The following is a 26,103-nucleotide window of genomic DNA, read 5'->3' on the forward strand; positions in this document are numbered from 1 at the left end:
TTCATGGCTTGATTAAGGATAAACTATGAACCATTAGCCACTAGCGTAGAACTAATGACTAATTATGCGAGTTGTCATCCAGCGAGTTAAATCCTCACAAGTTGAGGTGGCAGGTCAAGTCGTCGGCAAAATTGGGCGCGGGCTTAATTTACTCGTAGGCATTGCCGAAACGGATACCGAAGCCGAACTTGACTGGATGGCTCGTAAATGTCTGGAATTACGCTTATTTCCAGATGAGCAGAATGGTACCGGGCGTTGGGAGAAATCCGTCTTAGAAATTGGGGGCGAACTGCTGGTAGTCAGCCAATTCACCCTCTACGGAGATTGTCGCAAAGGACGCCGCCCCTCCTTTGATAAATCTGCTGCTCCTGCGATCGCTCAAAATCTTTATCAACAGTTTATCGCTAAGTTGCGCCAGAGTGGTTTGCGCGTAGAAACAGGCGAATTTGGGGCGATGATGCAGGTAGCAATTGAGAATGATGGTCCTGTTACTTTGCTGCTAGAGAGAGAAGCGACTTAACTTAGTTTATTGTTAGTGTCATTAGTTTTTTACCACCTATATTTTGCTTTTTACCATTCCCCGTAAAAAATATTTATTCCCTAACCCTCTCTTCTTAGGAGAGGGTTAGGGAGAGGTAGCAAGGAAATTAGGCGCTTAGGTGATTATTAAGGCCAGATATTTTGCCACCAAGGTCTAGAATTGCTTTGTGCAACAGGCATTTTTTTCCGAATATCCTGAATACTCCACCCAGTCAGTTTGGCGAGAGTTTGAGCCTCTTGTTCAAATCGTCTAGTCAAAGACTTTTTGTACTGTTGACCCGCTTGACATTTCACATCTCCTGTAAAGGGATGACGTAGAACATAACGACCCTGAAAATTTTGTTCATTTGATGTTTCTTGAAACACCAAATCTTCCGGAAATTTATCGCGGGTGTACCGGACATGGAGACGGGTGATAAAAACATTATTAGAGGGAACAAGGGATCTACGGAAAGGCGCTGACTCGTGCATACCTGAATAATCTAGCCAAAAAACACCGGCTTTCTTCAGTTCTTCTGAATTTAAAGGTTCGGCAGAACACGGATCGCAATTTCCCATGTTCCAGGCATATTCCAGAAAGGCAACCTTTTTATCTTCACGAGTGTATGAAGTTTGAAACATTGCTTTGTAGAAATCGCCAAATTCGTTTTTGACGAATACTGGAATTTCAGCATCTGAGGGGACTTTTACGGTTCGGTAATTGGTAACTTCAGCCTGACCTTTAGGCGATAAAACGTAAACAATCAAATCCTGTACGCTGGTAGAGTTAATCATCCCTAGACGAATCGGCAACATAAATTTAGGCGATTCGTAAGCCATCTGTAGGGGTCGCAGAAATTGAGAACCGGAATTTTGAAATTCTTTAAGATTTACTTTCGCAACAAAGAATTTCATGTTTTGCCGGATGTAGGGTTGCAGCAGTTGTTTTGCACCCCGTGGAATCTTATATCCGTTGCGATTTAGCCAAGTTTCTAGACCGTTTGATTCCTTTGCACTTAAGATTACAATGTCATATTCTCCCACATTGAAACGAGCTTCTACAGTGACACCCAAGGTACTCTCTTCATCCATTCTACCCCCCCTTAGAAGAGCGCCTGACTCCCGTGCGGCTGATGGTGCAGCGACTCTATCGTACATGACAGGATTACAAGGATCTTCGTCAAAATATTCCACCAGTCGCGGCGCACTAAAAGCATCCAATCGTTCGATAATTTTAGGATCGCCAACGTGAACCTGCTCTTTCTGAAGCACTGTCGGAACAGGGACAACCAAGGCAAAGTCTTTGACATCACCTTGATAGTCATTCGCCATCGTTAAAACAGTGCGATCGCTCTCACGAGCAATTACCACTTGCGACGCTTTATTGTAAAGCTTTGTATCCGCTTTTGCCACATAGAAACCACAAAATCCCCAGGCTGTCGGAGCAAAGCAAATAACAGCCAGAAACGTTATAACTAAAGTTTTCCAAATCCGAAATAGCTTCATTGCAACCTCTTCTAGCTTGGTAAAAATTTAAACTTGTCAATACGACTTGGATTCCCTACTTTTCAGTTAAGGCTTACTCCTCCCTAGCTCCAAAAAAGAAGGAACATCGCTCCCCTAAAAAAGGGGGGTTGAGGGGATCTCTGTAAGCGTTGCAACGCTCTCTTCATGAGCTGAAATTGCTAACCGAGATGTATTAGACTCTGATTCAACATCATCAGGTTTGCTATTATCTAAATTGCTAAAAACAGTTGAGGGAGTTTCTCCCCAGGAAAATCGGGGTGCTGACCAGATAAAATCCAGAAGTATGGTCAAGGGTGCCAAAGCAAATAAAGCCCAGAAAACGGCGGTAGATACAAAAAATTGATTTCGCAGGGTAAAAGTGAACAAAGCGATAGACATTGCCCATACTAAACGCCCGCTCCTGGCGTTAGGAATAGAACGAGGATCGGTAATCATAAATAGGGCGAATAACAACAAAGAACCGCTCATCAATCGATGTAAAAATACATCCCACGTCCAGCCAAGCCAAATATTGCGAATTGCTTCTAACAAAGCGTAGGAACCTAAAAAAGCAGCGGTTGTATCCCAGCGACCAACTCGTTTTAAAATCGTGCCCCCGGTGCCTGCAAATAACAGCGCATACCACCATTCATCTCCCCATTGTCCAGGTGAAACCCAGGCATCTTTTGTCAAGATAAGCGCTGCAATAATGCCAAAATTAGCAGGATTAAAAAAATGCTTATTCCGAAATTTAAAAATAAATTTACTTACAATTGCTAAAGCTCCTGCCAAAATCATGGTGCTGTAACTATCGGCTCGCAGCAGCAAACTCAGACCTAAAGCCGTAATAAAGGCACTGCGTAATGAAAGATTGACGGGAGCATTTGCTAAACCAGAATCAAGTTCATTTGGGCAATTATCTTGTACTGGAAGCAAATTGAATAGATTTTGTTTAATCGATACTGCTAGCCACTGAGTCGCTAGGCAAGTTACCATCACCACTAAAATTAGATCCGGTCTTAGCGTCCAGTCTCGTGTCCAAATACCCAAGAACAGGAACAAGGATAGAAACAGAATTTGATAATCTCGGACATCTTTTAGCAGCATTGCCGATTAATAGTAGGATTACCCGTATCTTTCTCCTGAATTTAAACGCAATAGGATACCAACGGGGCTTCTGTTACAGAAATTGTTACAAAGATGCTCCCTTAGCAGGGGCGGTTTTTACCAACTCCTCTAAAAATGCGATTCTAGGTGTCTCTACAACAGACACTTTGGCTCAATCAAGTCTTTTTAAAAATTAGGCTCAAATTTGATACAACAAGAGCTTCTCACTTTTATATCTTGACGGCTATAGATTTTACAAATAAATTGACCTTACTTCTATAATTAAACATCATTCTTTTGGAGCGATCGCTTGGATGAAGACTCTCTTACTTGTTCATCAGCAACATCTACTCGTTAATGGGAATGGCAACCGAGTCGATGATTGTAGTAAAAGAGGTCAACAACCAGAGAGTGGTACAACTCTATTAATAAAACGGCTTCACTAATATCAATTTTTGTCTTCAGGTTATGGTGAAACCTAACAATCAAATAACGTAGGCTATCTCTTTGGAGAGCTAAAATCCAGCTATTGGGCTTGGTAAAACCAGAAAAAACAATGACCCAAACTAATCAATCTACACATTGCCCAGAAAGCCTTTTAGAGGATGTCGAGCCAGCCTCTACGACAAGCAATTTTCAATTCACCATTATTGGGAAACTGGGTGTCTCTGAAAAAGGGCTGTGTCTTGTGTGTCGAGATTCGACCCAAATAGCTGTCACCCAATCTAAAGCAGAATACCCTGCGGGGGATATGCTCTGGAGCGTTATTCCTAGCAGCGATTCCACTGCTTCCAAATCGAGATTGGCCCTTACGAAATTGTATTGGATTGCGGTACTCGTCCCAAAGGCTACGATCCCCTACCAGCACTGGATTACCTCAAAAACCCTAACTTACTGCTCATCTCCCACGCTCCTTGCTGACCACATCGGTGCTGCGCCTGTCTTTACACAAGCGATTCCCTGGCGTGCGGATGATTTGCACTCTAGGCACCAGAGAAATCGCTCACGTCATGTTGCAAGATTGCCTGAAGGTACAGCAATTGAATGAAGACTCGCCAGAGTTATTCGATGAAGCTGACTTGTCTCGCACCCTGTTTCGGCTGGAGACGGAAGCCATTGGCAAGGATTTTGAGCCGTTACCGGGGCTAAAAGTCAGGTTTATCAATGCGGGTCATATTCTCGGAGCCGCCTGCATCTATCTTAGGTATGGGGAACGAAGTCTGTTGTACACGGGCGACTATAATACCAGCAGTTCCAGAACTACAGAAGGACTGCGCTTGGCTGACCTTCCGGAAGCGGATATGTTAATCACCGAGTCTACCTATGGTGGCGACACTCGCAGATGTTAGCCGCCAACGGCATACTCACAGCCAAGTGGGACGGGATACATCTCAAGCTAAGTCCCCTGAACGAGCAGCATCTGGCAATCGAGGCGGCGCAAGTTTCAGGAGTTAATTGCTGTGCGACGTGCCAGCACTTTAACGACAAGAGAAGCCAATGCCAATGTTCTGATAGCCCCTTATCAGGATTAGTCGTTGATCCCGCCGGACATTGCTTAGAATACGCCTCTTTAGACGACATCATCGTTTTAGAAGACTTCACCGACTTAGACGATTTAGAGGAAGAACCTGAAGATTTTATCGGCAACTTAGACGAAATGGAATCAAGATTTGGGATTGGCAATTAGTCAGTATTCTAAAAGAACCTCAGCCCCAGCTCCTCATCGAAAAGCGGAGAGGGGAAGAGAGGCGGGGTGAGGTTCCAAATGATGACTATTCAAATGGATTTGATATGACTCTTCACCCATTACCTTAATCTCCCTGCGGATACTCATCCCATAATGTTGTTGTCTGGCGCAGACTCAAATAGTCGCCATTCCCTAAGATCAAATGATCCAGTAACGGAATGCTTAAATATTGCGCTCCCATCAACAACTGGCGCGTCAAATCGATATCTTCCTGACTGGGTTCAATACTCCCAGAGGGATGATTGTGTGCGATAATCAGCCGCGTCGCGCCCTGGCGAAGGACTTCTCGGAAAATCTCGCGGGGAGGAGCCAAAGTTTCAGTCGCCGTGCCAATGGTAATCACTTGAGTACCCATCAAGCGATTCTTCACATCCAATAGCACGACGGCAAACCGTTCTTGCATCTGCCACATCAACTCATGACTGAGAGCAGCAGCAGCGGCAGCAGGACTATCAATCATGGTGCTAACTCCGGGGCGAGATTGAAACGCCCGTTTTCCTAACTCAACCGCTGCTAGGATTGTGGTTGCTTTTGCTGGCCCCACACCTGGAATTTTTATCAACTCTTGAACGCTGATATCTCGTAACATATCCAGCGGATCGCGTTGGTGTTGACTTAATTCCTGTAATATGTATTGTCCAAGACCGACAGCAGAGAGTTTCCCTGCCCCTTGACCCGTGCCCAGCAGAATCGCAATTAGCTCAGCGGTTGCTAGATTTTTGGCTCCCTGAGCCATTAATCGTTCGCGAGGACGCTCGCTATGGGGTATATCTGCAATTCTGAGACAATAGGTCATAAATGCACTGGGAAAGACTATATCTAGTTTTCCCGATAGTGCCGCGAGAGTTGCGATCGCGCCAAGAACAAAATAATTAAAAATTAAAAATGCAAAATTAAAAATTGAGAAATTCCATTTTTAATTTTTAATTTTTAATTTTTAATTCCCTACTGGTGAATGTTGGCAGCTTTGAGCATATGATACGCAATCAGTAGCTGGCTTAGAGCCAGAGGATAACTCTGGAGCGTTTCCCCAGTTGTCCCAACCAGAGTACCCAGATTGGGGGTGCCTTCCAAACTACAGAAAGGCAGTAAGTCGGGGATGTCGTTACACAGCATCCGCTCTAAATCTCTGACTTGTTCGCTCGTTGCTTGACCATCAATTTCTAGGACATCAACCGGCTTGCCCATATCCCGCTCAAGCTCCAGGCTAATTGCCGGTTTATAATTAGGACTGCTTGGGTTCAAAATCTTGGTCAAGTCTGGATGTGGAATCGTCGGTCTGAGTACCAATTGCACATTCAGGTGTGAATTGCTCTCTTCTGGCGTGTGTGTAGGTGGGTAGAAACTCACCACGATATCTGCCCACTGGCGCTGGGGACGGATGAATTCCTCTGAGTCTGATTCGCGCTTTCGCAATTGTTCGCGAACCTGTTCTTCGGTATAGCCCCGTTTCATTGTATCTCGCTTGATCTTCCACTCAGCGCGTAGAGATTCAGGCGGTGCCAGATAAACTTTTACATCGTGATACTCACGGGTTTTCAAGGTTGAATAACCGAGAAGTCCTTCAACAATCACAAACTTGTTCGGCTTGATATACTCAGGCGGATCGAACATACCACTATCGTGGTTGTAAATCGGCTTCAGGATGGGCTGTCCGTTTTGAAGCAGGGACAGGTGTTGCTCCATGATATCCAAGTAGTTGCAGTCGGGATGTAGCGCTGAGATTCCCTTGTCTGCACGCTGAATCCGGTCGTACTTGTGATAGTCATCGGTACAGATAACTGTGACATTATCTTCACCTAATATCTGAGCAATTCCCCGTGTTAGTGTTGTTTTACCAGCGGCACTGTCACCAACAATGCCAAGAATAATCGGACGATGGCTCATTTTCCCTCCCGCTCAAAAGCAAGTCCTGCTGGACATTCTGAATTGTTCAATTGTAGAGGGAATAGGGATCAACTCGATCGCAAGAATGCCTGCTGTTTGGGCGTTGGTTCTCAATGCAGGTTGCTCCAAGCGTGTCTTTTTATAGGAACACGCTTGGTAAATTAATGTAAATTAATCACGATGCCAGTTGACATCCTCTACAACCTAGCTTCGCTCTTGGTCGCAGATTCCTTCCTCTCCTCTTTCACAGGCACTTGGCTAGACGTTACCGCCCCCGCTAGGTTAGCCTCTAGAGGCAATTTCTTCTACCGTGTGCCCCACGGCGGATAATCCTCGATAAAGAGAGTGTGTTTACCCAGCATTCCTTTTGCCATGATTCGGAAGTCCAAATTCTCGACAAAAATCATGCCAGCTTGGTCGCAGTGATGAGCCTGCTTAAAGTGAAAGTTCTTGCGAGTGTCAGAAATTCGCTTTGGCAATCTTGCAATCTTCTGATTGAGTTTGGCGCGATTTTGACATTAGGTGTTTCACTTTTAAGTTGGTATTGTTTGGAGCAGCCTATTCTTAGGCTCAAGACTTATTTTCCATCGAAGCGGGAATGCCAAAAGGAATCTCCAAAAGCCCAACCCTCCTGAAATTTATTGAGGAGATGAGGTTAAATGCCGAAAACGCGATCGCTTGCGGAGATACTCTCAACGATGTGTCACTATTTGAGACGGGGTGGAAGGGAATCGCTGTGGGAAATTCTGATCCAAAATTAGTTGAGAAAATTCAAACAATGGAGAATGTTTACTACAGTCCTTATCCTGGTTTGATGGGGATTTGGGGAAGGATTAACTTTTATTTCCCTTTTTAGTAGTTGTCTAAAATAGAAGTATTTTCTAAGGTAGTCAAATGATAAATAATTCATTTCTAAAAAATATTAAAGATACTTTACACAAAGGTTTAGGAAATATCGGCTCATTTGAACAGTGTTCTCTACTAAATTATCCTGATTATCTCAATATTGGCGATCACCTTATTTGGTTAGGGACGGTATTTTATTTAACTGATGTTTTGAAAACAAAAATCAAGTATACTGCTGCGGGAATCGCAGATTTCTCTGAGGAACTGATGGAAAAACAGGTTGGTAAAGCTCCTATAATTCTTCAGGGTGGAGGGAATCTAGGAGACCTCTGGAGCAATCATCAAGAATTTCGCGAACATATAATTTCTAAGTATCGAGATCGACCAATTGTAATTATGCCACAAAGTATTTACTTTGATAGTACAAGCAATTTAAAAAAAGCTGCTGATATATTTAACTCTCACCCCAACTTAACTTTATTTGTTCGGGAAAATTATAGTTACGAAATTGCCATGAATTGTTTCGACAAATGTCAGATCATCAAAACACCTGATATGGCTTTTCAACTGTTAAATACGTTAAATATAACATCCAATAATAGGGATAAAAAATCTTCCATTTTGTATCATTGTAGAACAGATAAAGAATTGAAAAAAGATTTCTCTCCTGCTTCTATCTTTGAACTGCCTAATTTAATTGTAGAAGATTGGGTTTCGAGTGAATGGAAAACCTGGCGTTCATCCAAATCAATCCTGAAAACTTCTCAACCTTACCCGGATCATACCCCAGCTATATTTGATAGCCTTTACGACCCTAATATACATCGCACTTCCTGGATTCTAATGCACAAAGGAATAGCTCAATTTAGGCAACACCGTCTAATTATTACAAATCGCTTGCATGGTCATATTCTCTGCATTCTTTTAGGTATTCCTCACATTTTTTTAGGTAACTCTTACTATAAAAACGAGTCATTCTATGAAACCTGGACTCATCAAGTTCCCTTTTGCAGATTTGTAAAAGATTCTGCACAAATCAAAATTGCTGCACAGGAATTGTTAGAACTGTACTCGAAAGCCTAATACTATTTGATAGGACTAAGTAAGACAAAAATACGTGTACTATCCTCAATAGCGCGATTGAAGACTGTATCAATATTATCCGTTGTAAAAGCAATTTGGGATCCAGCAGGCTGATTGTTTAAATTGTTTTCTTGAAATCCGTTAGTCAGATGAGACTTGGCTAGTTCATTATTTTTTCCTTTGAGACCGACTATTTAGTCTAGCCTCTGGATAATCGCTTATAATCACTTTATCTCTTCTTCTAACCGAAGCGTTCCAAGCTCGGTAGATATAGTCTCTCAACGTATTTTGAAATAATATGCCCGATTCTATTTTCAAATTTTCTTCCCAAATCCGAAGAGAAATGCTGCGGCTCCCACCAAGCGTAGTTATCAGACGGAAAAGGGAGCGCATAATAGTCGATTTCTTTGTGATAGGTTTCAACTGGATAAAAGTAAGACATTAGAGTCTCTCTTGGAAAAAAAGTGTTTAAAGCGACTATTTTGTAGGTTAGTTGAGGAAAGACAGACTTGATAACCCAATTCAACCGACTTGGATATTCTTTGTATTGACAAACAAACAAAATATTATCGTCTGCAATATACCGATAGAAATTAGTAATACGTGCCTCATATCGCTCTATAAAATTTGCAAAATTATTGGCTGAATATATCTCGTACTTGCCATTCATTGATTCGTGATTAAACATCACATTGTATTTAGTATGCTCAATGTAGTTGTCCTGTGTTAATATCAGGAAATCAGGGTTACAATAATCCTTAAATTTTGACTTAATAATTTTACACAGGCCATAATAACTATGTATAGATAGATCAAAAGGTAATGTTAGTTCTCCTTGACTTTTTGTCTGCTTATATCCTTGGCGTGTAAGTATAGTGCGTGGAAGGCAGCTATATCCTAAAGAAATTATATGATTGTAATTTAGTTGTCTCACTATTTCCTCCTTGTAATTATATTACTTAGTGTTTTAAAAGCAGATAATTATCAGTATTTAACCTAGAACACTTCTGAGGTTTGCTCAATTATTCCCTTTTTCAGCAGCCCCAACCAGGCTTATGCACCCCTGATTGCGTCTTACGAATTTTTCTAAGATTGTCACCCATGAATCAGAGATAGAATTGGCTTTGGCATCTGCCAAAAGGAGAGCATAATCAGTCAATAGAGTTTTTTTCAAAACCTGTAAAATTTCTTCATCAGCAACATCTTGGTCAAAACATGGGGGTAAGCCGAGTCCAACGGCGCGGAAATTCAGAATAGTCTGAATACATTTCTCGCAGTGTCCGCAGTTTCCGTCTTTTTGATCACCTTCCCAACACACTCTGAGATTTTGTAAAGCTTCTCGCCACTGGGCAATCTGCTTCACTTTTTCGGCACGGGTAAAGGCTGCACCATCATGAACGATTGCAAAAGTACGGCTCGACAGTAACGGATCGGTGAGTGGATTTGATCCCCAGCGTAGAACGAGAGCATGATAAGGAAGAGAACTGGGGATTAAACCTTCCGAGTAGCCACCCTGTAACAGCATCAAGCAAGACGCAACTGCAACTCCGTGAGAGTCCTCCCAATCTTGCTCGAATTCGCGGAAGTTAGTTACCATCGGAATTAGTTCTAAACCCAAGCTGGCGAGTGTCAACCTAGACTTTTGCGCCGCACGGTTAAAGATTTGCGGCTCTGAAAGGGGAATATCCAGCCCGTGAACCATCAATCCTGCTTGTAAAGGGCGCTGTACCCTGCTATGCCCTTCTTGGCTGTGGCGAAACGCTGTTAAACAACTATCCACCCCACCAGAGAAAGCAGAAATTACTCTATGTACCCTATTAGCTACGGGCTGTTCTCGCTCAACTTCTGCGGTGATTTCAACTTGCTTGTAAAGCTCTGATCGCCAGCACGCCCAAGCTGCTTGGAACTCTGCTAAATTCTGCAATAAAGAAGGAGAAACTTCGCCGTGAACCACCATATCAGTGCCGTGCTTCATGGCGATGAAAATGGTGGCAACAACAAATGGGTCGCAGCTTAGTGTCAGTAGAGAACCGTGTTCCGCTTGCACTCGATACCACAAACGATTTTGTGCTTGGTTGGGAGTCTCTATTGTGGCGCTAACAGTGGTTAAGCCATTTACTTCAACTGCCTGTTCTTGCCAAAGATGGGTAGTCATGCGTTACACTTGTTTTCTGGTAATTTTTTAAGGTTTAGCGATCGCGCACGCCTGCCTTGACAAAACTTTTAATACAACTGCTTGTTAGAATACTCTCTCAACTACCTTTTAACAAACGGCTCCCATATTGGTGCGGCTAAACTGGGTTTGAGCCGTCCGTAAATCCAGAATAAGCGATAGATTGGTGCACGTAAAATCCACTCGTAACTTTTGCCATTTTGGAGGATGAAGCGAATGTCCGCTAATACTGACCTGCGCCATTTACCTAGAGCCTGGTGCAAGCTCATTTTTTCCCCGTAAATCAACTCAAATGCCAGCGCTTCTCTGTAAGCTCGCTGATATACCTTCAGAAGAGGCTCGTTGTGTGAGTGATATACTGCTGCCTCAGGTTCATAGACGATTTTGTAGCCCAGCCTTAGCATCATCCATGCCCACTCCCTATCCTCACCCCCAGTTAGTGTTTCATCAAAACAGTGCTTCTCCCAACACTGGCGACGAATAGCAGAATTAGCATTGGAAAAAAAGTGTTCGCTAGGATTATCCGGGTTTGTCTGAATTCGTAGCTGGTCTCCATAAAATGTTAGGTCTCGCTGAACTGATGGCCAAGCATCAGGTTGAGAAACCTGTTTGCCGTAAACTCCCGCCACTTCAAGGTCATCAAAGTGCTTAACTAGGTTTTGCAACCAGTAGCGATCGCAGGGAAAAGCATGAGCGCTCAACGCTATAACGATTTCTGCCTCAGTAGATTTAAAGCCAATGTTCAAAGAACGACCAAATGTAAATTCTTCAGGCTGAATTTGAATTAGCTTAACGTCACTCCACTGCTTGACAATATTAACTGTTTCATCGGTAGAGCCAGAATCCACCACAACAATATCGTTGGGCTTTAAAGACTGACTTGTCACTAATTTCAAAGTTTTTGATATGTCTTGAGCTTCATTTTTCGTGCGTATTAGTATGCTAGTTGTAATACTCATGGGATACATTCTCAGTCGGCATAAATGTTCCTCTCAATAACTTCCATTACTTGTTTCATACTCTGTTCTTCCCTAAACATTTGTTCCGCTCTTTGCTTACAAGCTTTACGAATAGACTGACGCTTTTGGGGATTTATAACCCACTCTTGAATTGTTGCTACCAATTCTTTAACTGTGGCTTGCGGATCAACGTTGGGGTCAGGAAGTAATTTGCCAGTGTTACCCAATTCTTCTGGAATTCCACTGACTGCTGAAGCAATTACCGGCAATCCCTTTGCCATTGCTTCCATAACACACAAAGGCATTCCTTCTAATTGTGAAGGAAACACAAAAATATCAGCAGCATTCAGCCAATCTGATACGTCAGAACGGTTCCCCAAAAATATAACCTTGTCAGTTATGCCCAGTTGCTCAACTGCTTGTCGAATTTCGATTTCAAGTTGCGGCTCAAAAATTCCACCTCCTGCCCACACAAAGTAAAGTTGATTCCATACGGGGCTGAACATAAGCTGCTTAATTGCTTCTAACTGATACTGGTAGCCTTTTCGCAATTCTATGCGAGCCGCTGTGAAGCAAACTACAGCATCTGTTGGTATGTTAAGCGATTGGCGCAGGCGATCGCGCACGCCAAAATCGCAAGGAGTGAAATATTCTACAGGTCGTCCATTATAAATAACCTTTCCTTTATTTTTAGGAAGCTTGAATAATTTGTGTAATAAACCTAAATCATCATAGGAAACAGCAATAACTGACTTGGCTTGAATGTAGTGATGTGATAGCTCATCTAGATATTCAACGAACCGAAGAGCCATATCTGGCACAACCAGATTCTCGATTACAATGTATGGTATTCCCAGTTGAATAGCAATTTGTTGAACGGCAAAGTTGGCGAACGGATGGGTGTTACTACAAATAATTAAACCCGGTTTTGGGGAGCTATTTGTTAAAGTCGGTTGCCAACTTTCAACATCAAAGCCTCGTGAATTGTTTTTGTTCTTAGCTTCTACCCATAGGTGCTGAATACCCAACTGCTTTTGGAAGCTAATTACCCTATCATCATAGGCTGGGGGTTGTACACAGGTTACTTGATATCCCAATCTTGCTAATGTACACATAATTAAGTGATTGTTTTGTGCAACTCCGCCAACCCCTGAATCAAGTGTATACAAAAAAATATGTTTACTCATATTAGTGATAGTTGTAACATCGGAATCTGTACTCCACAAGTTTTTTGTCTCTGGTTCATATATCACTTTGAAGAACACTCATTGGTTTGATTCTGTCACTAACTGTTCACAGTACTGGTTGACTAATTCTCCTTTTGTTTGTAAAAGCTTTTCAATCACAATTTCGTAGACTTGATCGTTCATATCTATTCCTTGATAGCTAGTATTTCTAAATGAGGCACACAAATTTGCTCCGTAAATAGGGAATCCCAATAGTCTGACATACTCTTGAGTAAAATACCTTTTTTCCTGAGCAAGAGCATACATATTTAAAGGACTAAAAAGCCCTATATTATTAAAAAGATGCAAAGGAAAAATTTGATGCAGATTAGTTAGAAATCTAGTACCAACTTCAATCGAAGAAAGTTTACCTTGATTATTCCTAACAATTTCTTTGCAAACATAAATGTAAAAATCTAAAAAGCTATTATTTTGAGTAAATATAGTCAAAGCATTATGAATTTTACTACTAGAAACAATTCTACTTTCCTCTACTGTACTTCCTGCTTCTAGCTCTATCCAAGCTTCGCGACAAAATAAATATTCTTCTCTCGTACTAATATCTAACTTTTCTGGCTGAAAGATCAGAATGTCAGCATCTATCCAAACAGTTCGCTCATATCCTTTTAGAAGAAACTCTTTCGCCAATTCTAGTCTAGCTAAATCACTAATTGGCTGTATTTTTCCCTGCGCCTTTTCTTTATACCAATCCGGAACATAATCAAACAGTTTATCATCGATCATTTCATAATCGAATCCCTTCAGTGTTGCCCACTTCTTAACTGTTTGCATACAGGTATTAATCCAACTAGGTACATTGTGGGTACGATAAGACTGATAAACTATGGTTTTCATTTTTAAACAAGGAAATAACTCATTAGAGGATTATTCAACTTCGGCAAATATGGCAATTAAGCGATTTGCTGCTTTAGCTATAGGAACGTACAAATCTGATGGTATAGTCCAGGTATCACTTGGTTTGTTGGGGTCAAGGTAGTACTTAGAGAAACCTGCAATAAACTGCCTCATTCTGCTGATTCGATAGCCCTCTGCTTTCAGCATTGGCATGGCATCAGTTTGGATGATTTTTAATAATTCATCATGACTACGGGTTTGTCTCAAACAACTAAAAATAGTAAATGCCATTTCTAAATCTTCAAGAACTCTGTTGTCATCTTCCTCTTGTGACCATTCAATCTCAAAATCAATCAGCCGCACATTTCCTTGGGAATCTATAATTTCATTTTTCCCCCAGCGATCGCCATAAATGATTCCCTGTCTGTGAGCCAAGTTAAGTTCTCGCAGAACCTTGAGCAGAATTTCTACTTGTCCTGCCTCCAGTAATTCATGGAATAATTTCCCTTCAATGTATTCAATCAGCATCCAATCTGTATCTGCTTTAATTAACTTAGGAACAGGCAAGCCAACAGTTAGGGCGCGGCTGATAAAGTCAATTTCTTCAGCAATCGTTCTAAGTTTAAATTTTCCTCCTATTTCTAAAAAACCTGTGTTCTCATACATCCGCTTCAAGTATGCGTTAATTCCTTCTAAGGAATTGCCACGTCTAGCGCGAAAAACGTATCGTTCCTCAGCTATTGTAATTAATAAAACATAGTTTAATGCCGCTTCCCATTGAGTAGGCTCCTCTATTTTTGCTGTTTTTCCTTTCGGCAGTTGAGCTAAAGCACGCTCAAGTTTTTGAGCAATGTTTTCCGGGAGTACAACTTTTAAGTTTTCATTCAGTGGGTCGTTCATCACCTTTAACCGAGCCTTAATTATAGGGGGAGCGAACATCTACAGAAAAGAAGCGTCTTCATTCAGAATATAATGCTTCACCTCAGATCCTTTGTTTGATGTCATAACTATGTTTTTGACTGAGTACAGCGTCAATTTTTTTTTTGTCATAGGAAACCCCTAAAAAGTCAAGCATATTTTTAAAATTACTACTTTTACTAATAACATCTTCATATTGAATATGAAACGTGTTTTCATAGTTCTTTAGATAATTATTAAATCGCTCCTCAGTTGTTAATATTATCTCTTTACTTGTGTTATAATCTCGTTCTCGCCACCACCCACTTTGAAGAACATTCTCGATATTTCTAGTGTTAAAAAGAAACGCAACATTGGGAAAAATATTGGTTAAAAAGCTAAGATATTCTTCAAAATTATTCAAAATTTCTGGATAAGTATATCTTTCTTTAAAGCCGTAACACTGGATTTGTGGGGAATGGCTCTCGTCAGCAATAATTAATTCTTTAACTAATGATTGGCATCGGATGAGAAATAATTTCTCATTTAATAAAGGCGCTCCATACCAAGGATGGTTGACAACCGTAGCTGGATAGTCAGCCGGAACATTAGCTGCTTTTTCTTTGGCTTTTAAGATTGCTTGATAAGTGTTAAATAGGGGAAAGCAGAAATTATTATTTTCTCCTCTAATCAGGCAACCTTCTAGGCTATTGAGAACTCCTTGTAATAACGTAGAACCAGTTCGCCCGTAGGTAATTATTAAAATTGATTGATAATTCATAGTTGTTTGCTGACTGCTGATGTGAATAGAATATAGATGATTTTTAAATCAAACTCTCTGCCTAATTAATAGTACTATTAACTTCCTTTGTCAAGCATACGCTTGACAAAGTCATTTAATTCACTGCAATTAACAATCATGTCATCATCTTGTGGTTTGCACAGAATAAAACCATGTTTAAATCCTAGACCTTTAGCCAGAGTATAAAAAAAGTAGCTGGGTTTTTGACCAAACAACTCAATAATAATTGGGTTGTTAGAAAAGATCATATTAGCAAAACCAGCTCCATGAGGAGCAACAATAATTTTTGCCTGGGAAAATATTTTTACCTGAGTTGGAAAATCTAAATCTTCCAAAACATAGGAAATAAAGCCCATTTTAGCTAAATTTTTATTTAATTCTTCTTCATTAATTACCCGACGGCAAAGAGCTTTTCTTCTGGAGATGATAATTTTTGGAGACAAAGGAATATCGCTAGTTTTACTAAAGTCAAGATTACTAAGTATTCGTTCGCCAAGCCAACGACAAGCTTTAATTGATTGACGACGTTGCTCCCGTCGGTTGGAGGGAATAACCAATCGGTTGACTTGAGCTTTATAGCCTTGCCATTCAATGCAATCCTCTCGGCTATACCCCATCAGTTCCAATGACTGAAATTTCCACAAAGGAGCATTTTTTTCAATAATTAATTTAGGTCGTTCACCAGTTTTTTCATAGTAGTGTTCAAGTGCTTCAATTCGTGTCAAACATTCTACAATCCAATGGGCATATAAATCGCTCCAACAATTAATTAATGAGCAAGCAAAATCAATTTTTTTTATATCTGAGGCAGGTTTTAGGTACTGTAGATAAAATCCTTGATTTATAGTAGCTGTAATACTTTTTTCAAGACAGTCTTCTCTCGCTAACGCTGTCTCTAAAACAATTTTTATATCTTTTGTAACGCCAACAGCATGAGGACCAATTAAATATACATTTTGAATTTCCGCAACAAAAGGAATACTAAAACTAAACTCTCCTTCTTTTTCTTTGATAATTTCTGGAACCTCGTAGGAAGAGATTGACTGGTCATAATAAATTGATTCTTCGTACTTAAGCGAAAAAAAATTATTTTCCTTACGAGTATCAGCTTGAAAAATTAAGGTTTTTCTATCAAGTAGATTTTGATGAATATATTTCATTAATAGAGGCTTTATTAGATACTGTAGCCACTTTAGTTTTTGCCATGTTGGTATCTGTTTAATCAACCCGAACATCAAATTATATTTTTCCTTAGTTTTTGTCAGCCCCTAAGATATTAGCCTATTTCTAATATCTGTGTGATTAAGATATTAATTTAACACAAATGTTTAAATGTAAAAAATATAAAACTATAAAAATTTGTTACGTTACTTTGTGAAGTAACGTTAAAGACAATGAGTCGGGGAGACATTGAGGCACTAGAATACTCTGGGTAAGTGTTAGCGCTAATTTTTTAGGGCGCATTTCACTTAAGGAAAACTTGATAAGCTCTAAGGAACGAGAACCAATGCCTGTAACAACCTTACGCTTTCCCATTAACCTAGATACTTACAAACCGTTAAAATTAGACCCGACTAATTCAACTTTGACGAATGAGCAAAGAGAAACGCTGAAAGCTAATATTCAAGTTTGTCGAGACACTATTGTTTTTTTTACTGCCATAGCAGCAGCAAAAGGTCTAGGCGGTCATACAGGAGGGGCTTATGATACAGTTCCCGAAGTTATGATTCTAGATGCCTTCTTTCGGGGAGTACCAGATAAGTTTGTACCGATTTTCTTCGATGAAGCCGGACACCGAGTTGCCACACAATATCTCATGGCGACTCTACTCGGTGATCTTGATGCTGAAAATCTGCTGCACTATCGAGAACCCTATTCCAAACTTCTTGCTCATCCGGAACGCGATCGCACTCCTGGGGTAAAATTTAGTGGTGGTAGATTAGGACATCTGTGGGCTTATGTGAATGGAGTTGCGATCGCTAATCCTAATCGGGTAGTCTTTTGTCTGGGATCGGATGGATCGCAGCAAGAAGGAAATAATGCAGAGGCAGCACGTTTAGCTGTAGCCAAAAATCTCAACATTAAGTTGATTATTGACGATAACAATTCCACCTGTAGTGGATACCCTTCAGACTATTTGACGGGTTTTAGTGTAGGTAAAACCTTATCTGGACATGGGCTAACTGTGTTACCAGGAGAGGGCGAAGACTTGGATGATTTGTATTGCCGCCTCTGTGAGGCAGTTACCACAGTCGGCCCAGTAGCGGTTGTGAATAAACGTAAGATGTGCCCTGGCATTGCTGGGGTAGAAGGTACGCACCTTGGTCATGATGCCCTCTCGCGGGATTTAGCGATCGCATATCTCGAAACTGGCGGACACACCCAAGCCGTTAATTATCTCAAAGGAATTGTTCCGCTCAAAGCATCTTATACCTTCGCGGGTTCTAGCAGTAAAACTCGCCATATCTTCGATGCCACCGTCGTTTCACTTCTCAGCCATCTAACTCCATCTGAACGCCAAGAAAAAGTCATGTGCATTGACAGTGACTTGGGAGAATCTTGTGGTATCAACAAAATTAGTCAAGCCTATCCAGAAATTTTCTATCGCGGCGGCATCATGGAGCGGGGAAACTTCTCGGCAGCGGCGGGGTTTGGCATGGAAAAAGGCAAACAAGGCATTTTCAGCACCTACAGCGCCTTTTTAGAAATGTGCATCTCCGAAATCACAATGGCGCGGTTGAATAAATCTAACGTTCTTTGTCAATTTTCCCATAGCGGTATAGATGAAATAGCAGATAACAGCTGCCATTTTGGTTTGAATAATATGTTTGCAGATAACGGGCTAGAAGATGGCTACGAAACCCGTCTGTATTACCCAGCCGATGGCGGACAAATGAAAGCCTGTGTGGAAACTATATTTCACCAACCTGGCTTACGGTTTATCTTTTCCAGTCGTTCCCCTGTTCCCGATATCTTTAATGCTGATGGCAAACCTTTGTTTGGGGAAAGCTATACCTTTATTCCCGGAAAAGATGACATTGTACGTGAGGGAACATCTGGGTACATCGTCAGCTTTGGTGAAGTGCTTTACCGCGCCCTTGATGTCGTAAAAAAGCTCAAGCAAGAGGGAATTGATGTAGGGCTAATCAACAAGCCAACCCTAAATATGGTTGATGAAGAAATCATAACTCATATTGGCTCCACACCCTTTGTCTTGGTCGTGGAATCCTTGAATCGTCGCACAGGTTTAGGAAGTCGCTTTGGTTCCTGGTTATTAGAGAGAGGTTTATCTCCCAAATATGCTTATATGGGTACTCATCAAGAAGGATGTAGTGGAATATGGGAGCAATTACCCCATCAAGGTATTGATGCTATTGGAATCATGAACAAAGTTAAGGAATTATTGACGTGATCAAAGTTGCTTTTCTTGACCGCGATGGCGTTATCAATGTTGATTACGGCTATGTTGTCATGCGATCGCAGTTTGAGTTTGTCGATGATGTGTTTACAGTCTGTCGTCTACTGCGGGATTTGGGCTACTTCCTGATAGTAGTAACTAATCAGTCGGGTATTGCTCGTGGTTATTATTCTGAACAGGACTTTTTATATCTGACTGCCTGGATGTGTGAGCAATTTAACAGACAAGGTGTACCCTTGCTTGATGTGTTTTATTGCCCACATCATCCCCAAGCTGCTATACCTAATTACCGCCAAAATTGCCGATGTCGTAAACCTTACCCAGGAATGATTGAGCAAGCTTGTCAAAAATATCCCATAGACCTTAAAAGGTCAATAATGATTGGTGATAAAACATCGGATATGCAAGCAGCAAAAGCCGGAGGAATCGGTAAATTTTATTTGCTGAGTAAAGAAGTTGCTCAAAAAAAATGGAGGTGTCTACTCGACTGGACAACTTAGCTCAAATAAAGTATTTTATTTAAGAATATTTGAGGGAAATTTGTTGATTAATCATTGATAATATTCACCTAATTTATTCCAATTTGTTGCAAATCTAAATTAAGAGTTTTATGAACAGATGAACAAAATTTGGAGTAGTTTACAACAATTATTGATTACCAAACTAATTTATCCTATATTATTAAAATATATTGATACTCACTTGCTCACTACTACTGAGGTGATGGAGCAATCTAAAAGGGAAAATAATATCCCTAATTTAGAAGAGGAATATAAACAAATACCTGCTTTAAAATTTATATATTTTATTTTATTTAATTATATTAACAAGAATTTAATTAGTAGAGTAGGGTTGACAGTAACCTCTAAAAATCAACATAAATTATACCAATTAAACTATGAAAAAAATATTAAAATTCAACTTCCTATTACCGATCAAGAAATACCCAATATATTAAAAGAAAAAGCAGGAATATTTAAATTTACCGTTCCTTTTGCTGCTGAAATCAAAAATGTTGAATTATTTGGAGTTGATGCTATTGGATTTACTGAAGATAAAAAGATTATTTTAGAAACAGCTTTAGACAGAGTAGATTGTTTACAGCACAGTGTCATTTCAACACTTAAGCAAGGGTTTAATTTTCAATATATTAGACCTATGCCTAATTCAGAAAATATTGATTTAGCTTGTTCATTAGTTAATTATTGGAGCCGTTTGTATGCTCATTGGATTTCTGAGGGATTAACTCGGCTAGAAGCCCTGGAATATTATTCTAAAAAAACAGGTAAAAAACCAGTATTAATTATTGATAAAGACCCTCCAATTTGGAAAATCAAATCTTTAGAATTGATGGGTTATCGACCAGAAGATTGTATTCAATGGAATGGATATAGAGCTAAAGTTAACGAATTAGTTATTTGCTCTAAACGTAGGGAAGAAGGTCGTGTTTCAATTAAAGCTTATTATTGGTTAAGAGAACGTATTCTTGGTAATATAGATAGTTATGCGGTTTCCAAGGTTCCTTTGAGTCCAAATATTTTTATTTCTCGTAGGAAAACAAATGCTCGATGCATTCTCAATGAAGAAGAAGTGATAAATACTTTAGCTGAGATGGATTTTATTACTTATGTTTTTGAAGATATAGATTGGCAAAATCAGGTAAAAATATTTGCTCAAGCTAAAATTATTGTGGCTCCTCATGGCGCGGGATTAACAAATATGATTTTTTCTCAGAGGGCAACTATAATTGAAATATTTGGCGATAAAATTAGTCATTTCTTCTATACTATGGCTCAGGGATTAAAATTTAATTACGGATGCCTGTTTTGTGAAGCAAATAATGAGAATATGATTGTTAACTGCGAACAATTGAGCAAACTGATTTATAAAATGTCAAATAAAACGTTATTTAAATGAACAGTGAATTGAATTCTGCTAAACATTGCTTAGTGACGGGTGCTGCTGGTTTTATCGGCAGTCACTTGTGCGATCGCCTCCTCAAATTAGGTCACAGTGTTGTTGGTTTGGATAATCTAGTCACAGGACGAACTGCAAATTTAAAAGTAGCTCAAACATATAAATCATTTACTTTTATTGAGCAGGATCTAGCCAATATTTCAGCTTCCACCCTAGTAGACATTGATTGGGTATTTCATTTAGCAGGATTAGCTGATTTAGTGCCATCAATCGAAAATCCAGGGGACTACTACCATTCAAACTTGCACAGTACCTTCGCTCTTTTAGAGGCTTGTCGTACTGCTCAAATCGAGAAGTTTATTTACACAGCCTCCTCAACCTGCTACGGTATTCCTGACCAATATCCCACACCAGAAACATATCCCTGTCATCCCAAACACCCCTACGGATTGACTAAATATATGGGGGAACAACTTGTGATGCACTGGGCGCAAGTTTATCAACTGCCAGCCCTATCATTACGATTATTTAACGTTTATGGGCCGCGATCGCGCACGACTGGGGCGTATGGTGCGGTGTTTGGTGTGTTTTTAGCTCAGAAACTAGCTGTAACGCCTTTCACTGTCGTTGGAGACGGGACTCAAACTAGAGATTTCACCTTTGTCAGCGATGTAGTAGAAGCCTTCGTCAAAGCTGCCCAATCTGATATTACAGGGGAAATCATTAACATTGGTTCCGGTAAATCCGAAAGCGTTTTGACACTCGTGAAATTATTGCAGGGAGAAATCACTCATATCCCCAAACGACCAGGAGAACCTGATTGTACTTGGGCAGATATTACCAAAGCTACTACACTTTTAAAATGGCAACCTCAAGTAACTTTAAGTCAAGGGGTAGCCGAGATGTTAGCTAATATTGAACTCTGGCGAGATGCTCCAGTCTGGACACCAGAAGCGATTCAGCAAGAGACAAAATCGTGGTTTGAGCATCTAGGGAAGGAATCAGCATGACAAACTCATCAATAAGACTTTACCAACAATCGATTCAGGTACAAACCACTGGTAAATCCCTGTGTCAGATTACACCACAAGTGCAAGCGGTAATTACAGAATCAGGACTTCAATCAGGACTTTGTACGCTTTTCCTGCGTCATACTTCAGCCAGTTTACTAATTCAAGAAAATGATGCCAAGCCGGATGTAGAAGCCTTCTTTGCAAAATTAGTTCCAGAAACAGGTCAATACCTATTAGCAGGAGAGGGTTTAGACGATATGCCTGCCCATATTCGATCTGCCCTCACTCATACCTCTGAACAAATCCCTGTTGCTCAAGGTTTGTTGCAGCTGGGTCGTTTACAAGATATCTATATTTGGGAACATCGCCAGTCTGGTCACACTCGTGAAGTCTTTATCAATATTCTGGGATATTAAAGTGTAACAATTAACGATTAATAGACCTTTTGCATAAGTTTTTGAAGGGAAATTAACCACAGATATCCACAGATAAACACAGATGAACACAGATGTAATTACTGATTTTTGCAAGAGGTCTAATCAAATTCCCTACATCGACCTCAAAAGTCAACACGCTTCCCTGAAGTCTGAGTTGTTAACAGCAATTGGCGAAGTTATTGATGATGGCAACTTTATTTTAGGTGAGCAAGTTGCAGAGTTTGAGCGTCAGTTTGCTCAATTGTGCGGTGTTCGTTATGCAGTTGGCGTTAATTCTGGGACAGATGCCTTAATTTTTGCACTCAAAGCGATCGCTATTCGTTCTGGTGATGAAGTCATTACTGTACCTAATTCCTTTGTGGCTTCAGCTAGTTGTATTCGCGTCCTTGGTGCTAAACCTGTATTTGTTGACGTGGGTGATGATTACAACATCGATCCGAGTCAAATCGCATCTGCCATTACTCCCAAAACGAAGGCAATTATTCCAGTGCATCTGACGGGGCGACCCTGCAACATGGAACCGATTTTAGCTATTGCGAAAGAGAAAGGAATAGCTGTAGTGGAGGATGCAGCCCAAGCGATCCTCGCTGAATATCAAGGTCAGCGAGTGGGTTCTTTTGGAATAGTAGGCTGTTTCAGTTTACATCCCTTAAAAAACTTAAATGCTTGTGGAGATGGGGGGGTGCTAGTTACAGATGATCCAGAACTGTACGAACAGTTCAAAATCATGCGTAATATTGGCTTGCGTACCCGCGATGATTGTGTTTTGTGGTCTCACAATTCCCGTTTAGATACCCTACAAGCAGCAATTCTTTTAGTAAAATTGCGCTACATCCAAGAATGGACACAGCAGCGTCGGCAAAATGCCCGTTACTACCAAACTCAACTTGCTGACATTCCTGAGATCAAAATGCCACTAGAACGTGAGTGGGAAAAATGCGTGTATCACACCTTTGTCATCCAAGCTGAACGCCGCGACGAATTGCGCCAATTTTTGAGCGATCGCGCGATCGGTACTGCAATCCATTATCCAGTACCAATTCACTTATCCACAGCAGGTAAAGAATTAGGCTATCCAGAAGAAAGTTTCCCTGTTACAGAGATGCAGGCACGCCAAATCCTCAGCTTACCTATTTATCAAGGATTAACCGTTGAGCAACTTGAGAAAGTCTGTGATAATATTAAATTATTCTATCAATAATCTCTGAACGATTCAGCTAAAGAAAATCTAAATAATACACTGCCAATGAGAGATGTTTATGATACGCTCATACACGCCTTGTCAATCTCACGAGAGTATCTGTTTTTTATTCAAATAGGCTCTAATGATGCTACGCATGGCGATCCACTTCATAGATTTTTGAGACATGAACACTGGCATGGAATCATGGTTGAACCTGTTAGCTATGTGTTCGATCGCTTGCGTGCTAAATATGGTGGTTCAGAACGGTTTATACTAGAAAATGTAGCTATTGCTGAAGTTAACGGTACTAAAGAGTTTTACTATCTTGAGCAGTCAAATGACGATTTACCAGTTTGGTATGATCAGCTTGGATCGTTTTCACTACCGATTATTATGAAGCATACTGATTTCATTCCCAATATAGAGAAACGTATTAGAAAAACCAATATTGAGTGTATAACGTTTCAAGCATTGTGTGATAGACACTCAGTAGGAAGTATAGATATCATCCATATAGATACGGAGGGTTTTGACTATGAGATCCTCAAATTGATTAATTTTGAATACTATAAACCTGTTCTATTAATTTATGAACACAAGCATTTATCTAAAATCGATCAAGCTGCCGCCCAAAGACTTTTAGGTGAGCAAGGGTATGAAGTGTTAGAGGTTAACAGTTCTGATACAATATCAGTTAATTTAGAAGCTATAGAAAATGAACATTTGTTAAAAAAAATATGGGACATTGTACTCAAAGAAGTTGGTGTAAGCAATGCCAGTTTGGAAAATAATTATTAAAAAGAGTCTTTTGTCTATCAGATAAATTTATCAGAATACGAAGAAGGCAGTAAAATTTTGCAATTCTGAAGTTTTTGAATCGTTAGATTATCAAATTTAAGATTAAATATGCCAAATAACATTAACCCATCAAACATTGGCTGTGCAGCTTGGGGCTGGAGAGAAGTAGAAATACCGGAATATTTTCACTGGATAGCTAGCCAAGGCATTCGTTTAGTAGAAGTCAATGCCCATCCCCAAGCACCCAAACATCTTATAGATGGTGGTAACGACGAATCAATCGCCAAGATTGCAACTTGGGCAGAGGAAGCCGGAGTAGATATTATTTGTATCGCGGCACGAAATAATTTTACAATTCCAGAAGTTGCTGAATTAGAAAAAGAGATTCAAAGAGTAGAGCGTTTCGTTGATATAGCACAACAACTAGGGGCAAAATTTGTCCGATTATTGTCTGGCGATCACAGAAACGCTCATATTCTTCCAGATGTTTTCCCTCGGCTTCACTATGCTTTTAATAAAATTGGAGATTATGCCGAAAAACAGGGGATTAAAATAACCATTGAAAATCACGGTGGCCCAACAGCAACAGGGCAACGAGTTGCTAAGATTATGGAAGGCATCAAGAGTCCTGCAGTTGGTGTCAATTACGACCCGGCTAACTTTTTGAACCAGGGAACCGACCCTTTGATGGCACTACGCTACATCCTGCCTTGGGTAAACTACAGTCATTGGAAAGATGTCCGATGGGCTAATGGCAAACCCGAATTTTGTGCTTTTGGAGAAGGAGAAATTGTTTGGCAACCGATTATTCAAGAACTTCTAAATTCAGGTTATCAGGGATATTGGGTAGTTGAATATGAAGAGCCAGCAGATGTGCAGCATGGAACCAAAGAGAGTTTAAATAATTTATCTCAATTATTAGAAAAATTCTGATTTTTGTTTCCTCATTTTCATGTTTAGGTTAGCAATTAAATGTCATTTTCTCTAGATGGACACGTTGCCCTAGTCACAGGAAGTTCTGCTGGCTTGGGGAAAGCGATCGCGCTGAGGTTAGGTTTAGCTGGTGCTAAGGTAGCACTTAACTACTGCAACAATATATCGCGTGCAGAAAGTGCCTTGGCAGAGTTACAAAACCAAGGCTGTGAGGCTATCCTCGTCAAGGGTGATGTCACCCAAGAAGAAGATGTGGCAGCTATTTACGAAGCGATCGCTACACAGCTAGGTTCAGTGGATATTTTGGTGCTGAATGCAACAGGAAATCAGCCCCAGATACCCTTTGAGGAGTACACCTGGCAAGATTTCCAGACGATGATCGACTTTTTTATCAAGAGTCCTTTCTTGCTGACTCGTGCTTGCTTACCCGCGATGAAGGAGAAACAATGGGGACGAATTATCAATATCAGTAGCGATGTTTTTTTTCGGACAGTTAACCACTTCAGTGCTTATGTTACCGCTAAAGGCGGGCAAATCGGGTTCACGCGCAGCATGGCAACCGAACTTGCGCCCTTTGGAGTTACAATAAATGCGATCGCTCCTGGGTGGATTCCCGTAGAACGGCACGAAACAACCGCTCAAGAGAAAAAGGATGCTTACCAAGCAAGAGTTCCTATGCAGCGTTTCGGAACTCCACAAGATATTGCTGAAGCGGTGCTTTACTTCGCCAGCGTTGAGTCTGCATTTGTTACCGGACAGTATCTTTGTATCAACGGTGGCATCAGCCTAATGTAATT

The 26,103-nt window shown here is 40.5% G+C and carries 25 protein-coding genes and 2 pseudogenes; 14 read left to right on the top strand and 13 right to left on the bottom strand.

Translation table 11 applies throughout. The features are described from left to right. Positions 1-64 precede the first annotated feature (64 nt). The gene (gene dtd / locus AC2VDX_RS24590; protein WP_378175424.1) at positions 65-520 is read left to right on the top strand and encodes a D-aminoacyl-tRNA deacylase; all 456 of its coding nucleotides are present in this window, start codon (positions 65-67) and stop codon (positions 518-520) included. Between the two features lie 146 nt (positions 521-666). On the opposite strand, the gene AC2VDX_RS24595 is transcribed toward dtd, so the two are convergent. Beyond that, a complete protein-coding gene (locus AC2VDX_RS24595; RefSeq protein ID WP_378175427.1) occupies positions 667-2,025 on the bottom strand; it encodes a DUF2330 domain-containing protein in 1,359 nt (452 codons plus the stop codon). A 114-nt stretch (positions 2,026-2,139) separates the two neighbouring features. Further along, complete coding sequence (locus AC2VDX_RS24600; RefSeq protein WP_378175430.1) at positions 2,140-3,132, bottom strand: RnfABCDGE type electron transport complex subunit D; 993 nt, start codon at positions 3,130-3,132, stop codon at positions 2,140-2,142. A 786-nt stretch (positions 3,133-3,918) separates the two neighbouring features. On the opposite strand from AC2VDX_RS24600, the pseudogene AC2VDX_RS24605 reads away from it, so the two are divergent. Next, positions 3,919-4,469, top strand: a pseudogene (locus tag AC2VDX_RS24605) (MBL fold metallo-hydrolase); the annotation flags it as partial. A 5-nt stretch (positions 4,470-4,474) separates the two neighbouring features. Continuing rightward, positions 4,475-4,819 (top strand): hypothetical protein, encoded by a 345-nt coding sequence (locus AC2VDX_RS24610; RefSeq protein WP_378175433.1) that lies wholly within the window; start codon positions 4,475-4,477, stop codon positions 4,817-4,819. A 124-nt stretch (positions 4,820-4,943) separates the two neighbouring features. Here AC2VDX_RS24610 and radC read toward each other — a convergent pair whose 3' ends face one another. The 3 genes and pseudogenes from radC to AC2VDX_RS24625 form a co-directional block, all read right to left on the bottom strand. Continuing rightward, positions 4,944-5,675 carry a RadC family protein gene (gene radC / locus AC2VDX_RS24615; protein ID WP_378175436.1) on the bottom strand — a complete coding sequence of 244 codons (732 nt, stop codon included), beginning with the start codon at positions 5,673-5,675 and terminating at the stop codon, positions 4,944-4,946. Positions 5,676-5,824: 149 nt separating this feature from the next. Further along, entirely contained in the window at positions 5,825-6,766 is a 942-nt protein-coding gene (locus AC2VDX_RS24620; protein ID WP_378175439.1) for a phosphoribulokinase, read from the bottom strand. Positions 6,767-7,083: 317 nt separating this feature from the next. Beyond that, positions 7,084-7,278: pseudogene (locus AC2VDX_RS24625) on the bottom strand (RNA-guided endonuclease TnpB family protein); the annotation flags it as partial. Between the two features lie 86 nt (positions 7,279-7,364). Between AC2VDX_RS24625 and AC2VDX_RS24630 the strand changes: the two are divergent. Both AC2VDX_RS24630 and AC2VDX_RS24635 read left to right on the top strand, forming a co-directional pair. After that, on the top strand, positions 7,365-7,622 hold the full coding sequence (locus AC2VDX_RS24630; RefSeq protein ID WP_378175441.1) for an HAD family hydrolase: 258 nt from the start codon (positions 7,365-7,367) through the stop codon (positions 7,620-7,622). 38 nt (positions 7,623-7,660) lie between these two features. Further along, positions 7,661-8,695 carry a polysaccharide pyruvyl transferase family protein gene (locus AC2VDX_RS24635; protein ID WP_378175444.1) on the top strand — a complete coding sequence of 345 codons (1,035 nt, stop codon included), beginning with the start codon at positions 7,661-7,663 and terminating at the stop codon, positions 8,693-8,695. Positions 8,696-8,936: 241 nt separating this feature from the next. On the opposite strand, the gene AC2VDX_RS24640 is transcribed toward AC2VDX_RS24635, so the two are convergent. The 8 genes from AC2VDX_RS24640 to AC2VDX_RS24675 form a co-directional block, all read right to left on the bottom strand. Continuing rightward, the gene (locus tag AC2VDX_RS24640; protein WP_378175447.1) at positions 8,937-9,629 is read right to left on the bottom strand and encodes a DUF1796 family putative cysteine peptidase; all 693 of its coding nucleotides are present in this window, start codon (positions 9,627-9,629) and stop codon (positions 8,937-8,939) included. An 84-nt stretch (positions 9,630-9,713) separates the two neighbouring features. Beyond that, entirely contained in the window at positions 9,714-10,850 is a 1,137-nt protein-coding gene (locus AC2VDX_RS24645; RefSeq protein ID WP_378175450.1) for a hypothetical protein, read from the bottom strand. A gap of 101 nt (positions 10,851-10,951) precedes the next feature. Next, positions 10,952-11,827, bottom strand: coding sequence for a glycosyltransferase family 2 protein (locus AC2VDX_RS24650; RefSeq protein WP_378175452.1), 876 nt, complete (start codon positions 11,825-11,827; stop codon positions 10,952-10,954). Positions 11,828-11,838: 11 nt separating this feature from the next. After that, entirely contained in the window at positions 11,839-13,053 is a 1,215-nt protein-coding gene (locus AC2VDX_RS24655) for a glycosyltransferase family 4 protein (protein ID WP_378175455.1), read from the bottom strand. A gap of 39 nt (positions 13,054-13,092) precedes the next feature. Further along, complete coding sequence (locus AC2VDX_RS24660) at positions 13,093-13,908, bottom strand: hypothetical protein (protein ID WP_378175458.1); 816 nt, start codon at positions 13,906-13,908, stop codon at positions 13,093-13,095. Between the two features lie 30 nt (positions 13,909-13,938). Then, positions 13,939-14,808, bottom strand: coding sequence for a protein kinase family protein (locus AC2VDX_RS24665; RefSeq protein ID WP_378175461.1), 870 nt, complete (start codon positions 14,806-14,808; stop codon positions 13,939-13,941). 82 nt (positions 14,809-14,890) lie between these two features. Continuing rightward, a complete protein-coding gene (locus tag AC2VDX_RS24670) occupies positions 14,891-15,586 on the bottom strand; it encodes a sulfotransferase (RefSeq protein WP_378175464.1) in 696 nt (231 codons plus the stop codon). 77 nt (positions 15,587-15,663) lie between these two features. Then, a complete protein-coding gene (locus AC2VDX_RS24675) occupies positions 15,664-16,767 on the bottom strand; it encodes a glycosyltransferase family 61 protein (RefSeq protein ID WP_378175467.1) in 1,104 nt (367 codons plus the stop codon). Positions 16,768-17,114: 347 nt separating this feature from the next. Between AC2VDX_RS24675 and AC2VDX_RS24680 the strand changes: the two genes are divergently transcribed. The 9 genes from AC2VDX_RS24680 to AC2VDX_RS24720 all read left to right on the top strand — a co-directional run bounded on the left by AC2VDX_RS24680 (position 17,115) and on the right by AC2VDX_RS24720 (position 26,101). Next, positions 17,115-19,019, top strand: a complete 1,905-nt coding sequence (locus AC2VDX_RS24680; protein ID WP_378175470.1) for a transketolase C-terminal domain-containing protein — start codon at positions 17,115-17,117, stop codon at positions 19,017-19,019. Then, positions 19,016-19,525, top strand: coding sequence for a D-glycero-beta-D-manno-heptose 1,7-bisphosphate 7-phosphatase (gene gmhB, locus AC2VDX_RS24685; RefSeq protein WP_378175473.1), 510 nt, complete (start codon positions 19,016-19,018; stop codon positions 19,523-19,525). The genes AC2VDX_RS24680 and gmhB overlap by 4 nt, the downstream gene beginning before the upstream one ends. A gap of 118 nt (positions 19,526-19,643) precedes the next feature. Then, positions 19,644-20,942 (top strand): glycosyltransferase family 61 protein, encoded by a 1,299-nt coding sequence (locus AC2VDX_RS24690; RefSeq protein WP_378175476.1) that lies wholly within the window; start codon positions 19,644-19,646, stop codon positions 20,940-20,942. Then, positions 20,939-21,952 (top strand): SDR family oxidoreductase, encoded by a 1,014-nt coding sequence (locus tag AC2VDX_RS24695; protein ID WP_378175478.1) that lies wholly within the window; start codon positions 20,939-20,941, stop codon positions 21,950-21,952. The genes AC2VDX_RS24690 and AC2VDX_RS24695 overlap by 4 nt, the downstream gene beginning before the upstream one ends. Further along, the gene (locus AC2VDX_RS24700) at positions 21,949-22,371 is read left to right on the top strand and encodes a secondary thiamine-phosphate synthase enzyme YjbQ (protein ID WP_378175481.1); all 423 of its coding nucleotides are present in this window, start codon (positions 21,949-21,951) and stop codon (positions 22,369-22,371) included. Before AC2VDX_RS24695 ends, AC2VDX_RS24700 begins: the two co-directional genes overlap by 4 nt. A gap of 82 nt (positions 22,372-22,453) precedes the next feature. Further along, positions 22,454-23,593, top strand: a complete 1,140-nt coding sequence (locus AC2VDX_RS24705) for a DegT/DnrJ/EryC1/StrS family aminotransferase (RefSeq protein ID WP_378175484.1) — start codon at positions 22,454-22,456, stop codon at positions 23,591-23,593. A 45-nt stretch (positions 23,594-23,638) separates the two neighbouring features. Then, positions 23,639-24,373: an FkbM family methyltransferase gene (locus AC2VDX_RS24710; RefSeq protein WP_378175487.1), complete on the top strand. Its 735-nt coding sequence runs from the start codon at positions 23,639-23,641 to the stop codon at positions 24,371-24,373. 108 nt (positions 24,374-24,481) lie between these two features. Beyond that, complete coding sequence (locus AC2VDX_RS24715; protein WP_378175490.1) at positions 24,482-25,306, top strand: sugar phosphate isomerase/epimerase family protein; 825 nt, start codon at positions 24,482-24,484, stop codon at positions 25,304-25,306. A gap of 39 nt (positions 25,307-25,345) precedes the next feature. Beyond that, a complete protein-coding gene (locus AC2VDX_RS24720) occupies positions 25,346-26,101 on the top strand; it encodes an SDR family NAD(P)-dependent oxidoreductase (RefSeq protein WP_378175493.1) in 756 nt (251 codons plus the stop codon). Positions 26,102-26,103 lie beyond the last annotated feature (2 nt).

This window comes from Coleofasciculus sp. H7-1, assembly GCF_057473865.1.

What these genes read in the sequence shown, in the direction of transcription:
- dtd (WP_378175424.1), top strand. Translation starts at nt 65, where the DNA reads ATGCGAGTTGTCATCCAGCGAGTTAAATCCTCACAAGTTGAGGTGGCA.
- AC2VDX_RS24595 (WP_378175427.1), bottom strand. Translation starts at nt 2,025, where the DNA reads ATGAAGCTATTTCGGATTTGGAAAACTTTAGTTATAACGTTTCTGGCT.
- AC2VDX_RS24600 (WP_378175430.1), bottom strand. Translation starts at nt 3,132, where the DNA reads ATGCTGCTAAAAGATGTCCGAGATTATCAAATTCTGTTTCTATCCTTG.
- AC2VDX_RS24610 (WP_378175433.1), top strand. Translation starts at nt 4,475, where the DNA reads ATGTTAGCCGCCAACGGCATACTCACAGCCAAGTGGGACGGGATACAT.
- radC (WP_378175436.1), bottom strand. Translation starts at nt 5,675, where the DNA reads ATGACCTATTGTCTCAGAATTGCAGATATACCCCATAGCGAGCGTCCT.
- AC2VDX_RS24620 (WP_378175439.1), bottom strand. Translation starts at nt 6,766, where the DNA reads ATGAGCCATCGTCCGATTATTCTTGGCATTGTTGGTGACAGTGCCGCT.
- AC2VDX_RS24630 (WP_378175441.1), top strand. Translation starts at nt 7,365, where the DNA reads ATGCCAAAAGGAATCTCCAAAAGCCCAACCCTCCTGAAATTTATTGAG.
- AC2VDX_RS24635 (WP_378175444.1), top strand. Translation starts at nt 7,661, where the DNA reads ATGATAAATAATTCATTTCTAAAAAATATTAAAGATACTTTACACAAA.
- AC2VDX_RS24645 (WP_378175450.1), bottom strand. Translation starts at nt 10,850, where the DNA reads ATGACTACCCATCTTTGGCAAGAACAGGCAGTTGAAGTAAATGGCTTA.
- AC2VDX_RS24650 (WP_378175452.1), bottom strand. Translation starts at nt 11,827, where the DNA reads ATGAGTATTACAACTAGCATACTAATACGCACGAAAAATGAAGCTCAA.
- AC2VDX_RS24660 (WP_378175458.1), bottom strand. Translation starts at nt 13,908, where the DNA reads ATGAAAACCATAGTTTATCAGTCTTATCGTACCCACAATGTACCTAGT.
- AC2VDX_RS24665 (WP_378175461.1), bottom strand. Translation starts at nt 14,808, where the DNA reads ATGAACGACCCACTGAATGAAAACTTAAAAGTTGTACTCCCGGAAAAC.
- AC2VDX_RS24670 (WP_378175464.1), bottom strand. Translation starts at nt 15,586, where the DNA reads ATGAATTATCAATCAATTTTAATAATTACCTACGGGCGAACTGGTTCT.
- AC2VDX_RS24675 (WP_378175467.1), bottom strand. Translation starts at nt 16,767, where the DNA reads ATGAAATATATTCATCAAAATCTACTTGATAGAAAAACCTTAATTTTT.
- AC2VDX_RS24680 (WP_378175470.1), top strand. Translation starts at nt 17,115, where the DNA reads ATGCCTGTAACAACCTTACGCTTTCCCATTAACCTAGATACTTACAAA.
- AC2VDX_RS24690 (WP_378175476.1), top strand. Translation starts at nt 19,644, where the DNA reads ATGAACAAAATTTGGAGTAGTTTACAACAATTATTGATTACCAAACTA.
- AC2VDX_RS24695 (WP_378175478.1), top strand. Translation starts at nt 20,939, where the DNA reads ATGAACAGTGAATTGAATTCTGCTAAACATTGCTTAGTGACGGGTGCT.
- AC2VDX_RS24700 (WP_378175481.1), top strand. Translation starts at nt 21,949, where the DNA reads ATGACAAACTCATCAATAAGACTTTACCAACAATCGATTCAGGTACAA.
- AC2VDX_RS24705 (WP_378175484.1), top strand. Translation starts at nt 22,454, where the DNA reads ATGAACACAGATGTAATTACTGATTTTTGCAAGAGGTCTAATCAAATT.
- AC2VDX_RS24710 (WP_378175487.1), top strand. Translation starts at nt 23,639, where the DNA reads ATGAGAGATGTTTATGATACGCTCATACACGCCTTGTCAATCTCACGA.
- AC2VDX_RS24715 (WP_378175490.1), top strand. Translation starts at nt 24,482, where the DNA reads ATGCCAAATAACATTAACCCATCAAACATTGGCTGTGCAGCTTGGGGC.
- AC2VDX_RS24720 (WP_378175493.1), top strand. Translation starts at nt 25,346, where the DNA reads ATGTCATTTTCTCTAGATGGACACGTTGCCCTAGTCACAGGAAGTTCT.